The sequence below is a fragment of the Roseovarius sp. TE539 genome (assembly GCF_003298505.1).
Lineage (GTDB): Bacteria > Pseudomonadota > Alphaproteobacteria > Rhodobacterales > Rhodobacteraceae > Roseovarius.
In genome coordinates this window covers 36,963-49,069 of the sequence record NZ_QNGB01000026.1, presented here as the reverse complement: position 1 = coordinate 49,069, position 12,107 = coordinate 36,963, and the positions used below count along the sequence as shown (strand labels likewise).

General features: G+C 62.5%; 8 protein-coding genes. 1 reads left to right on the top strand and 7 read right to left on the bottom strand.

Annotation, left to right across the window (positions count from 1 at the left end; translation table 11 throughout):
• The 6 genes from DQW77_RS14425 to DQW77_RS14400 all read right to left on the bottom strand — a co-directional run.
• Positions 1-5,295 (bottom strand): ELWxxDGT repeat protein (locus DQW77_RS14425; protein WP_113258934.1); only part of this gene is annotated, 5,295 nt, incomplete at its 3' end.
• Between the two features lie 367 nt (positions 5,296-5,662).
• Positions 5,663-6,463 (bottom strand): carbohydrate ABC transporter permease, encoded by an 801-nt coding sequence (locus DQW77_RS14420; protein WP_113258933.1) that lies wholly within the window; start codon positions 6,461-6,463, stop codon positions 5,663-5,665.
• Complete coding sequence (locus tag DQW77_RS14415) at positions 6,460-7,353, bottom strand: carbohydrate ABC transporter permease (protein ID WP_113258932.1); 894 nt, start codon at positions 7,351-7,353, stop codon at positions 6,460-6,462. Before DQW77_RS14415 ends, DQW77_RS14420 begins: the two co-directional genes overlap by 4 nt.
• A gap of 63 nt (positions 7,354-7,416) precedes the next feature.
• Positions 7,417-8,679, bottom strand: coding sequence for an ABC transporter substrate-binding protein (locus DQW77_RS14410; RefSeq protein WP_113258931.1), 1,263 nt, complete (start codon positions 8,677-8,679; stop codon positions 7,417-7,419).
• The gene (locus DQW77_RS14405) at positions 8,676-9,788 is read right to left on the bottom strand and encodes an ABC transporter ATP-binding protein (RefSeq protein WP_113258930.1); all 1,113 of its coding nucleotides are present in this window, start codon (positions 9,786-9,788) and stop codon (positions 8,676-8,678) included. Before DQW77_RS14405 ends, DQW77_RS14410 begins: the two co-directional genes overlap by 4 nt.
• Positions 9,785-10,546, bottom strand: coding sequence for a DeoR/GlpR family DNA-binding transcription regulator (locus DQW77_RS14400; protein WP_113258929.1), 762 nt, complete (start codon positions 10,544-10,546; stop codon positions 9,785-9,787). The genes DQW77_RS14405 and DQW77_RS14400 overlap by 4 nt, the downstream gene beginning before the upstream one ends.
• 574 nt (positions 10,547-11,120) lie before the next feature.
• On the opposite strand from DQW77_RS14400, the gene DQW77_RS14395 reads away from it, so the two are divergent.
• Entirely contained in the window at positions 11,121-11,342 is a 222-nt protein-coding gene (locus tag DQW77_RS14395) for a DUF1858 domain-containing protein (protein WP_113258939.1), read from the top strand.
• Here DQW77_RS14395 and DQW77_RS14390 read toward each other — a convergent pair.
• On the bottom strand, positions 11,339-12,034 hold the full coding sequence (locus tag DQW77_RS14390; RefSeq protein ID WP_113258938.1) for a Crp/Fnr family transcriptional regulator: 696 nt from the start codon (positions 12,032-12,034) through the stop codon (positions 11,339-11,341). The genes DQW77_RS14395 and DQW77_RS14390 overlap by 4 nt on opposite strands.
• Between the last annotated feature and the right edge of the window lie 73 nt (positions 12,035-12,107).

The following is a 12,107-nucleotide window of genomic DNA, read 5'->3' as shown; positions in this document are numbered from 1 at the left end:
GGTGTCGAAATCCAGGAACTCCATGCCGGCCAGCGTGTCGGTCCCGTTGCCCTCCGCCCGGCGGTCGGTGAGCGTGGTGGCCGCCGGGCTCAGCGTCAGCGTGTAGCTCGACTGGTCGCCGGAATAGGCACCGGTGTCGAAGCCCGCCCCGCCCTCGAGACGGTCATCGCCCGCGTTGCCGGTCAGGGTGTCGTCGCTTTCCAGCCCCCGGATCGTGTCATGGCCATTCCCCCCCACGAGAGAGTCCGGCCCGGGCGTGCCGGTCAGGGTCTGCGGGATGCCGGCGGCACGGACCGCCGCACTGAGGACAGTTTCATCCGCCCCGTCATCGTCCGTATAGGAGATTTCCACGGAGATTTCCCGGCCGACCTCGGGCGCGGTCACCGCATGGGTCGCGCCGGTGGCTCCTGCGATCTCCGTGCCGTCCAGCACCCACTGATATTCAACCGTTGCCGGGTCGTAACCGTCGGGCTCGACCAGGCCCGACAGGTCCACACCCACCGTGCTGCCGAGCGCGACCGGACCGGTCAGCGTCACCTGGCCGGCGGGCAGGTGGTTGGCATCCGACAGCAGACCCTGCCCCAGGGCATTGTCGGTCCGGTCCGCGTCGATGCCGGGGGCCCAGGCTTCGACGAAGATCGTGTCGGCCAGCTCTTCCGCCCCGGCCGGCAGCGCAACCTGCACGGTGAAACTCTCGCCGGGCGCCAGCGGTGGCAGGTCCAGTTCGCTGCGCGACTCCCCGAGCGGCACCGCATCGTGTTCGGGGATCGGGTCTGCGCCCAGCATCCCGGCCGGGGCGTCGATGGTCAGGCTGCCGGCCTGTGCGGGCCGGTCGCCCTTGTTGGTCACCTCGATGCGGATGATCTGCTGGCCCGTGGGCGTATGCTGGACCTGCTGCACGCCGGTCTCGAGATCGGCCACGCCGGCAATGGTGACCGGGGCGGAATACATCTCGATCCCCGGCGCCAGCCCGTCGGCCTCGGCCCGGGTGTAGATATGCCAGTCGCCGGCGCCGAGCGCATCGTAGTCGATCACATGCGTGACGTCCGGGTCCCCCGCGCTCATCGTGACGGTGCCCAGCTCGACCCCGGTGACCTGGCCGGTCTCCGGGGCCGCGAAGATGACGACATCCACCGTCTCGGCATCCCCGGCCTCCAGGTCGATGACCATCTCGGCCTGGTGGGCGTCCGGGTCATGGGCCAGGCTTTCGATCCGCGCGACCGCGCCCTGGCGTATCTCGCTCGCCTCGTAGCGCACGACACCGAGACCGCCGGTCTCGGCCACCCGCAGGTCCCAGATCCCGGCCTCGGGGGTTTGCAGGGCGACATGGCGCGCATTCTGGGTGTTGAGATCCGCGACGAGCGCGATGTCGTCCCGGGCCGCGATGTCGGCCTCCGTCAGCACCGTGCCATCCGGCGCGATCAGCTCGATCGCGACATCATCCGCGGCGATCTCCCAGCGTGCGCTCAGGATCGCGAGGTCGATGCTCTCATCGAGCGGCCAGCTGCTGATCTTCGCGATCTCCTTGCGGCCGAGAAACTGGTAATCGCCGTCGAAGGTCAGCTCCGCGCCGACCTGTCTCACGTAGCCGAAGGGAAGCGAGATACTGCCCCAGAAAGCGGCCACGTCGTTGCTGAAATCTCCGTCCGAGGAATACTCGACCCGCGCGTTGCCGCTGCGGGTCATGCCGCCGATCAGGGGGAAATCCTCGGGGATTGTCAGCGTTGCGGCGACGGAGCCGGTGATCTTGCGATCGTCCTTGTCGGTGCCGAACGGCATGTCGAGCAGTTGTGCCGTCCCTACGACCACACCGTCCAGCAGGCTGATCGCCGCGTCGAGCTGCACCAGGTCCCTGGTGAAGTCGAGTTCGGTTGCGGAGCTTGCCGTCAGTATCTCGAACCCGGTCACATCCGCCGGATCGGCCCCGAAGTAATCGATCAGCGGGCTCGCCAGGTCGTTCACGATCTCGGGCAGGAAATAGCCCACCTTGGAGTCGAGCGCGATGGAGCCGTTCAGGATATACCCGATGCTCCCCTGCTGCAGCGTTTCCTTGACCGTCCCGGCGATTTTGCCATGCAGGGGAGAGCTGACCAGGTCGTTGTCCGGCCCGAAGGTGCCGGAGATGTCAGCATTGTAGGTCCAGCCCGCATCCGGATCGGACGCGGCCAGGTTTTCCAGCCCGAACGAGCCGCCCTGCACGAAAAGCCCCGTGGTCCCGACCGGGTAGTCGAGGCCGTCGACCCCGAAACCGATACTGTCGAGCGCCAGATCGGGATTGCTCACGAAGCCCACGGCCGCCGACAGGTCGAGCCCGAAAAAGAGCGGGATATTCGCCTTGAAATTGCCCGAATAGGCGTCCTGAACCGTGTCGAAGCCGATCCCCAGCTCCTTGACCAGCAGGCCGTTCGACGGCACCGGCCCCTCGTACTTGTCCTCGTACGTGATCTCGCCGACCACGTCCCAGTCCCAGCCCGCGGCGCCCTCGGTGATCTTGAGATACCTGTCGCCGCGCTGGAAGTGGTTGCCCGCCTGCGCCTCGCCGGCCAGGTCGATGACCAGCGATTGCGCGCTGTCATTGTCGAGAAAGTCGAACCCGTTCTCGATCTCGCCGCCCCAGCCCACGGTCGCCTTGCCCATCAGGTAGGTCGTGTCCGTGTCCGCATCGTAATCGATGCCCAGATCGGAAAACCCGATGCTGATGCTCGACCCGCCCCCGAGGTCGAACTCGACCGGCTCGGGGGACCAGCGTTCGGCCCCTCCGGCAAGGCCGAACTCCAGGCCGTCCGCCCCGAACCCAAGCGACAGCGGCGCGCCCTCGGTGCTCAATGCGCTGAAGGCGGGGCCGTCGCCGGCGCTGTCGCCGAAGGCTAGGTCGGTGTCGAAGGTGATCCTGTCCGCCCCGATCGCCACGGTGTCGAACTTCAGGTCGATGAGATCGGCCACCAGCCGGTGATCGGTGGCGATATCCGCATCGCTGAAATCGCTCACCGCCGCGGTCGCCATGTCGATGGTGAACCCGCCCTGCATCAGCGGCCTGTCGGTCACCACCTGCTCGGAGAACACGTTGCCGTCGAGGGTGATCCTGCCATCCTCGATCGTGGCGACCGGGATCTCGGCCTCCCGGGGCTCAACGCGGAACAACGCCCCGGTGCCGTCCTTGCGCCCGACCGTGATCACGCTGCCCGGAGTCGAAACGTACGTGTCATTGTCGCGTTGCCAGCCAGATGACGAGGAAACCTTCAGTTTTCCTGTGTCAAAGACAGTCCAGTCAAAAGTAGAAACTTTCTCAGCGCCGGATGCATCACGCGCGGTTACACTTACCGTATAGATGCCGGGTTCCGCCGCAAGCGTACCGGCAAGAGCCTTGCCTTCAGACTGAAGCGATATTCCATCCGGAAGACTGTCAGCACTGAAGGTTGTCTCTTCGGTGAAACCTGCAGGAAACAACTCTTCAAGACCAATTTCTTGGGTTTCGCCCACAGCCGATATTTGGTCGTAATCAATATCCACCTGTTTCGGCTGTGTCAGCGACAGGAAGTCGCCTGCAAAACTGCTGGCGGTTCCAGGTTTGATGTCCAACAGAAGCCGTGTCTCGCCTGTTGTCAGATTCAGAATCCAAGGTTCACTTCCGGCATCGTCTGTGCTGCGGCGGAAGATTACGTTGCCATCGCCCATCTGAGCGGGCTCAGTCATGTCGCTGAGGGCGATTTCGTCTGACAGGAATCGAATGCTTTGCCCGCTGGGTTCGACCAGCCAGAGCTCGGTTTCCACATCCTGCCATGTCTCGCCGGATTTCTCCAGTTCGAGCAGGGTCCTACCGTCCTCGAGCACAAGAAGGTTCTCGACACCGCCCGAACCCTTTAGGCCCTCCACCAGTTTTCGTGTGCCATTGGCGGTTCCATCTGTGACCCAAAGCTCAACATCAGCTCCAAGTTCCCCAAGATAGACAGCGTTCGTGAACATCCAAACGTTATTCGGGAACGGGATCAAATCCGTGACAATACGCACATTTTCGGCGAGTTCCGTGATCGTGCCTGTGGCGTCAGCGACCCATAGAGAATAGCTGTCTGTCTTCTCGGAATAGGCCCGGAAAGCAACACGTCCATCGCCAAGTGCAAAAAAGTAACCAGCATTAAAATCAAGTCCCCAACCGTTTTCGGCAAGATCGACTGGACGAAATATACTGGTTCCTTCAACAGTACCGTCAGTTACGGCAAGTTGTTTACTTCCCCCTGAAATTGTGACAGTATCACCATCAATTTCTGTAATATTGATAACATTGGCAGTGAATAGCAGGCGGCCATCTCCGAGTCGCCCCGAATTGAGTGGCGAGTTGATTGTGTCACCAAGGTCCCACGGGTCCATTTTGATAAATCTGCCGGTTTGCTCGTAAGGCCATGGATCAATCACCGGTACAGTCGGGCGAGGATCTGAAAAACCGGGTTGATCGCGCAATTCAAAAGTGCCTTCCGGTGTTCCATCGGTCAACCATGGCCCCATGTATTCACCGCTTTCCTCGGTCGGCGAAAACAGGTGGCGCCCATCAGGCATAACCCCGATGAAATCACCGAAACCATCGCCTTCACCCGGATTGATGTCGTGCAACAGCCGGGTTCCTTCCGGCGTGCCATTCGTCCCCCAAGGTTCCAGACCATTGATCCCGTCATCAGCAGCCAAAAGCACGTTGCCGTTCGGAATCGGCTCCATCCAACTGTCGAAGGACTCCAATCCACCCGTGGGACCAGCCTGAATGTCCCCCAGCAACCTGGTACCAGCTGGGGTGCCATCGGTGATCCAGGGTTCCTCTCCATGAATACCGTCATCGGCCTTGAATACTGCTTGCCCGTTTTGCAGAGATATGAAGTTGTAAGGTCCGCTTGAAAGGGGCTGACCGGTCTCGGGATCGGACTGGGCGCGTATATCCGATACAAGATTGGTCCCGTCTGCCGTACCGTCGGTCACCCAAAGCTCACGGCCTGTAGTTGGAGAATCCGCTGCAAAAACCGCGCGGCCATCTCCCAATGGAGTTATCCAAGCAACAAAGGATGGGCTGTCCGCACTGGCGCCGAAAATAGGAACCGTGCCCGCGTCAGTCCCATCGGAGACCCAGAGTTGCCAGTTGGCGCGGAAGATCACGAGACTGTCGCTCAGAGCCGCAATGCTGCTTGCAAAGCTGCTCTCGCTCCCTGTGCTAATGTCCCGAACCATGCGGGTCCCTGCGGTGGTGCCGTCGGTCACCCAAAGTTCGTCGCCATGCACGCCGTCATCGGCCGAGAAAAAAACAACCTTGTCCATGCTCTGCTCCCAAGTGGAAAAGGCGACTCGCAACACGCTGCCGCAGCCACATATTCCAATATTGCGATGTTTTTCCGGGGCGCGTGTTGATTTGAGTCAAAATCCTGAAAAATAGACCTCTATTTGCACAGGCGCCCTGTCAGGCCCGCAGGTAACCGGTATGCAAGGCTTTCCGCATCGGAGCTGGCGGAGACGACCCCGATGACCTTGCGTGAGCCTTCCAGCATCACCGGCGCCCCGGATGTGCCCGGAGCAGGGGGCAATCGATCCGTATCAGGCCGTCCCGTGGCCGGAACATGGGTGCGACTCGTGCCGTTCGGGCGTGATGTGCGGATCGGAGATTTGCAGGATGCGGGTCATGGTGTCCTCATTTCACGCCCGCGGTCAGGAAGGCCTGCACGAACTGACGCTGGAAGATCAAGAAGCCGATCAAGAGCGGTGCGATAACCGTGACCGTGGCCGCGGAGATGACCGAGATATCTACGCCGTTCTCGGGCGCGCCGAACAGCGACAGGCCCACTGTCAGCGGCCGGGTCGAGGGGGAATTGGTCACGATCAGCGGCCAGAGGAAGTTGTTCCAGTGCGTTGCCACCGAAACCAGCGCATAGGCCAGATAGGTGGGCCGCGCAGCGGGCACATAGACCCGCCACAGCACGCCCAATGTGCCGCAGCCTTCGACGCGGGCGGCCTCGTCAAGGTCCTTGGGCACCGACTTGAAGGCCTGCCGCATCAGGAAGATGCCAAAGGCCGAAGCCATGTAGGGCGCGCCGATGCCCAGAATGCTGTCAAGCAGGCCCAGAGAGGCCGCGACCCGGTAGTTTTCGACGATCAACACCTCGGGCAGAATGAAAAGCTGCATCAGCACGAGGATGAAAAGCCCGTCGCGCCCGCGAAATTCGGTCTGGGCAAAGGCAAATCCGGCCAGTGTGCAAAGCAGGAACTGCCCTGCAAGGATCAGCGTGACCAGCATGAAGGTGTTGAGGAAATACCGTAGCCACGGTGCACCGGCCCAGGCAGTGCGGAAATTCTCAAGCGTCAGGGGCGCGGTCAGCCGGAAATTCACCGCGTCGCTGACATCGTGAAACGCGGCCCAGAATGCAAAGAGCAGCGGCGAGATCCACAGGAGGGCCAACAGGATCGCGGCGGCGGGTTCGATATAGCGGATCATCGGTAGTGCACTCGCCTGTCAAGCACGAGGAACTGAAAGGCCGCCAGCGCCCCCATCAGGGCCAGCACCAGCACGGTCATCGCCGCGGCGGATGGCCTGTCGAAATAGGCGAAGGCATTTTCCCAGATGTAATAAAGGATCAGCTTGGAACTGTCCGAAGGGCCGCCCTTGGTCAGGATGAACAGGTGGTCGATCAACTTGACCGAGTTGATCATCGCGTTGACGAGGATGAAGAGCGTGGTCGGCATCAGGAGGGGCAGCACGATCCGGCGGGTGTAGGTCCAGCGGCTTGCGCCTTCGATCTCGGCAGCCTCTTTCAAATCGGGCGGGATGGTCTGCAGCGCGGCGAGATAAAAGACCATGAAAAACCCCGCCTCCTTCCAGATCGTCACCACGCAGACCGCCCAGAGTGCCGTTTCAGGCTGTCCCAGCCAGTTGACCGGCGCAGCTCCGAACAGCGCGCCGATCTGGTTGAGAATGCCGAAGCTCGGCGTGTAGAAAAACAGCCAAAGGTTCGCCGCCGCGATCATCGGAAGCACCGTGGGCGTGAAATAGGCGGTGCGGATGAAGCTGCGTGCGGGAATTCTCGAATTGGCCCAAAGCGCCATGACCAGCGCCAGCAGCATGGAAACCGGGATGGTGACAGCCGCATAGATCAGATTGTTGCCCGCCACCTGCCAGAAGGTCGGATCGTCAAACAGGTAACGGTAGTTTTCCAGCCCCACGAATTCGGCCGGGTTGCGGCGTGTGCCACGCGACCAAAGCGACGTCACAAGCGTTGCAAGCGACGGGTAGAAGGCAAAGGTGGTCAGCATGACAAGCGCGGGGCCGAGCAAGAGCCAGCCCTGGATGGCGCGGCGTCGGCGCTCGGTCGTGAATGCCTGTGTCATGGGTCACCCCGGCTGAAATGGGGCCGGCCCGAAAACCGGCCCCATCGCTTTGCCATCATCGCCTTACTTGTAGGCACGCAACTGACGTTCGGCGCTTGCTTGCGCCTCTTCCAGGGCCTCTTGCGGGCTCTTGTCGCCGGTCAACGCCGACTGGATCGCGGCATTCAGCCCGTCGCGCACGCGCGCCGTCTCGAAGGTCGAGAACTCGGCAACCGCGTGTTCCAGTTGGTCGCGTGCCACGAGGGCGGCGGGGAAATCAGCCGTGTAGGCCCTGAGCGCCTCGGTCTCGTAAGCGGCGGGCGACACGCCCATGTAACCGGTGGCGATGGACCATTCGGCGGCCTGCTCGGGCGCGGTCATGAATTTGATGAGCTCAAGCGCGGCCTGCTTTTCTTCTTCGGTCGAGTCCTTGAAGAGGTAGAAATTGCCGCCCCCGGTGGGCGAGCCCAGACGCTCCTGCCCCGGCAGCATGGCAACACCGAAATCGAACCCGGCGTTGTTCTTGACCGCCGTAAGGTTGCCGGTGGAGTGCCACATCATCGCCGTTTCGCCTTCAAGAAAGGCTTGACGCAGCGTGCCCCATTCGACGGTGCCCTCGGGCATGATGTCATGCTCGGCGGACAAGGACTTCCAGTATTCAAGCGCCTTGACGGTATCCGGGTCTTCGAAATACGTGGTCAGCCCGTCATTCGACATCAGTTCCTGCCCGTTCTGGATCGCCAGAGCCTGGAACATCCAGTAGGGATAACCCGTCGAGGGGATCATCAGGCCGTGATGATCGTCGTTGCTCAGGGCTTTGCCCATCTCGACCAGTTCGTCCCACGTGGTCGGCGCGTTCTCCGGGTCAAGGCCCGCCTCGCGGAACATGTCCTTGTTGTAATAGGCCACGATGGTGGAGCGCTGGAACGGCACGCCCCATGTCTGGCCCTCGATCTTGCCGTTGGCCATCAGCGCGGGGTAGAAGCTGTTCAGCCATTCCTGTTCTGCCTCGGTCTCGATGACGTCCTCGAAGGGCACGATAAGGTCCTGCTCGATCAGGTCATAGGCGTCGATGGAAAACATCACGGCAAGCTGCGCCGGATCGCCGGATTCGAGAGCCGCAAGCGATTTGATGCGGGTATCGTCATAGTTGCCGGCATAGATCGCGTTGACGGTGATGTCCGGGTTTTGCGCCTCGAACTCGGCGACGATCCCATCGACCACCTCGGTCAAAGCGCCACCGACGGCGATCGGGTAATACATGGTCAGCTCGGTCTCGGCCACGGCCGGATTGACGAGCGCGGTGGAGGCCGCCAATATGGCGGATACAGCAGTGATACGGGTCATTTCGAAAGGTCCTCTTTTGCAGTTTGCGTTGAAGTGGGGGCCTTATGGCCATCCTCGGGCGCCGGATTTTGGCGAATGCGCGCCTTTGGATTCTGCTGCGGCTCCTTTTTCAGGCTTCCGGTGACGGAGTCGAAAAGGAGCCGGTTTTCCTTGGGGATGAGGACACCAACCGTCTGGCCGGGCTCGAATTGGGCCGGACCCGGCAGGATCGCGGCAAGTCCTTCCGCCGCGGGATGCCGGAGCGCCATCCGGGTTTCTCCGCCCAGATACTCGATATCGTCGATCCGCGCATCGAGATCGCCGTGGCCGGCCGGCGCAAGTGAAACGGCTTCGGGGCGCAGGCCGATGGTAATCGCACCATCCTGACCAAGCGCCGCACCGTCGATCAACGACATCGCCGGCTCACCGATAAACTGCGCAGCGAATGTGCTGGCCGGGCGCGCGTAAAGGTCCGCGGGCGCGCCGACCTGTTCGATCCGGCCATCCCGCATCAGCACGACCTTGTCAGACAGGCTCATCGCCTCGCCCTGGTCATGGGTCACATAGATTACCGTCAAGGCCAGCTTGCGCGCCAGCATCCGGATATCGCGGCGCACCGAGTGGCGAAGCTTGGCATCGAGGTTCGAAAGCGGCTCGTCCATCAGGCACAGCGGCCGCTCGGCCACTGCCGCACGGGCCAGCGCCACGCGCTGCCTTTGTCCGCCCGACAGCTCGGACGGCTTGCGCCGCTCCAGCCCCGTCAACCCCGTCATGGCAAGCACCTCGGCGAGACGGTGCGCGCGTTCCGCGCGGGCGACGCGCCGTACCTTGAGCCCGAAGATCACGTTCTCGGCCACGCTGAGATGCGGGAACAAGGCGTAAGACTGGAACACCATGGACAGGTTGCGCTGCGCGGTAGGCAGTGCCGTAACGTCACGGCCATCGATCTTGATGCGGCCCGCCTGCGGCTGCTCCAGCCCCGCGATCAGCCGCAATATCGTGGATTTGCCACAGCCCGAGGGCCCGAGAATCGACAGGAAGGCGCCTTGCCGCAGGTCGAGGCTGATGTCGCGGACACCGCCCTGCCCGTCCCATTGCCGCGTGAGGCCCTCCAGCGCCAAAAAGCTCATGTGTCCTCTCCCGCGATAATCAGCCGCTCGGCAAGCGACTCCGCCAGAGCAGCGAAAGGTGGCCCCGGCGCAGCCTCTGTCACGACATGGTCGGCCTCCTCGAGATGGCCGCCGATCGCAGGGGCGCGGCGTCCGAATTTGGAACTGTCCGCAACGAAAATGGAATGCCGCGCGTTTTCCCGTGCCTTGCGACGGATACGCACCTCGGGTGCGTGGAAATCCAGCAGGGAGCCGTCACTGTCTATTCCGGCGGCGCCGTAGATGGCGAAATCCGCCCGGTAGGTGCCGAAAAGCTCCTGTGCCAGCAATCCCAGAACATCCCGGTCAGGCAGGCGCAATTCCCCACCGGGAATGACAATCCGCACACCGGGCGCGTCCGAAAGGGCCATCGCCGCGTTGAGATTGTTGGTGATGACGGTCAGCCCCTCGCGCTCGGCCAGCGCGGCGGCAACCACGGCCGGTGTGGTGCCAATGGAGAAGAACAGCGTCACTCCGTCCGGGATCAGCCGCGCGACATGGGCCGCGATCCTCTGCTTGGCCGCGACATTCAGCGAAGTGCGTGCGGAGTAGGGCAAGTTCGAGCTGCCCTCGATGAATTCGGCCCCCCCGTGCAGGCGCCGCAGTTTTCCCTGCGCACAGAGCGCGTTTATGTCCCGGCGAACGGTATGGGCAGAGACGCGCAGTGCCTCTGCCAACTCGTCCACCATGACGCGCCCGCGGGATTGTGCCGTTTCGAGAATCGCCGACTGTCTGTTCATTCGGGGCCCCCTTCATGCTCTTATGAGCACGGACTATGACGCCCGCATGAAATCGGTGCTCACAGAAGCAATTCTTGGGTCAGTTTGTTGTGCACCTCGTGTAGTTGTCCCTAAGCGGCGGCCGGCGTCCCTTTCCGACGTGTTGCGGACAATGCGAGGCCGTTCCCGTCGTGAGGCACGGGGAGCATTTCGCGATGTCTGCCCAGACTGCATTTCTCGGATCGCTGGGAGTGGAGACCCATGCGTCGGGTCAGCGGCGGCGGGCCGGATGAGGTGAGGGCGCAGGCTGTCGCCGCGACGCCGCGCGCGAAGGCTACGGTCAATGCGGTGGCGGCGTGCTTTGCCATTCGGCTGAACCATTTGTCGTCTTGGCGACGCATGGCGAAGGACGGCGATCTCGTTTGCCGACCGACGTGCAGGCCGGAGATGACGCGGTGTTGGCGCCGCTCGTGATCCGAGACACGGAAGCTCCCGCGCCGCGGCAGAGAACACCGAAGCCCACTCCGGCGATATTGCGCAAACGCAATGACGGCCGCGACTGCGGACATAGGATGGCGCCATGAGGAAACATGTGATGCCCCGGCCGGACATAGACGACCCCGACCTGCCGCTCGCGGATCTGTTCCACGCGTGGCCGGAGGCGGCGCCGGTCTTCCTAGAAAAACGGATGCTCTGTCCGGGGTGTCCGATCGCGCCGTTTCACACCGTGATCGACGCCTGTGCCGAATACAGGCTGGACGAACAGGATTTCCGCAAGGAACTGCGCCGTGCCGCCGGATCCCCGGAAACCGATTAATCCTTTGCGCCACTCAGGAGCACAAGGCGGTGCGCGTCCGTCACGACGATGTGCTTTCGCGTCGAACGCACCAGCCCGTTCTTCTCCCATCCCGAAAGCAGGCGGCTCACGGTATGCAGCGTTGTGCCGGTCATGTCGGCGATGTTCTGGCGGGTCACGGGAAAGGCGATCTCGATACCCTCTTCGGTCTTGCGGCCGCTCTGGTTGGCCATCCGAAGCACCGCCGAGGCCACGCGCGCCTCCACCGCCTGGGTCGCCAATTCGGTCAATGTTTCCTGGATCTGACCGATCCGCTGGCCGACGGTCCTGTAGGTCTCCGTGGCAAACCCCTCGTATTCGCGCGTGAATGTGTCCCAGAGACGCACGGGCCAGGATAACGCGATGGTTTCCGCGGCAGCGATGGCGGTTGCCGGATATGTGTCACGTTGCAATGCCGGCGCGATACCGAACAGCTGTCCGGGAGATATGTGCAGGACGATGATTTCCTCTCCGTCCCGGGTGGCTTGCACCACCCGCAGGTAACCGTCCAAAAGCAGGTAAAACCGCTCGGCATCATGGCCCTCTCGGAAGATCGGCGTGCCTTCCTCGTAGCGCCGCGAACCGGCCTGATCAAGGATCTGGCGGATCTGACCACGATCAAGACGGCTGAAGGGCGGAAGGCCGGTCAGAAGGCTTTCGTCGAGTTTGGGCATCAGATGTCCGGCGGTTTGTGGAAGAGCAACGTCGAGATCGCCCGAATACAGCATATCCGCGCCGGAACAAACA

Bases quoted from the DNA above. Each gene is read 5' to 3' on its own strand.
- DQW77_RS14405 (WP_113258930.1), bottom strand. From the start codon at position 9,788: ATGAGCTTTTTGGCGCTGGAGGGCCTCACGCGGCAATGGGACGGGCAG.
- DQW77_RS14390 (WP_113258938.1), bottom strand. From the start codon at position 12,034: ATGCCCAAACTCGACGAAAGCCTTCTGACCGGCCTTCCGCCCTTCAGC.
- DQW77_RS14410 (WP_113258931.1), bottom strand. From the start codon at position 8,679: ATGACCCGTATCACTGCTGTATCCGCCATATTGGCGGCCTCCACCGCG.
- DQW77_RS14415 (WP_113258932.1), bottom strand. From the start codon at position 7,353: ATGACACAGGCATTCACGACCGAGCGCCGACGCCGCGCCATCCAGGGC.
- DQW77_RS14420 (WP_113258933.1), bottom strand. From the start codon at position 6,463: ATGATCCGCTATATCGAACCCGCCGCCGCGATCCTGTTGGCCCTCCTG.
- DQW77_RS14400 (WP_113258929.1), bottom strand. From the start codon at position 10,546: ATGAACAGACAGTCGGCGATTCTCGAAACGGCACAATCCCGCGGGCGC.
- DQW77_RS14395 (WP_113258939.1), top strand. From the start codon at position 11,121: ATGCCCCGGCCGGACATAGACGACCCCGACCTGCCGCTCGCGGATCTG.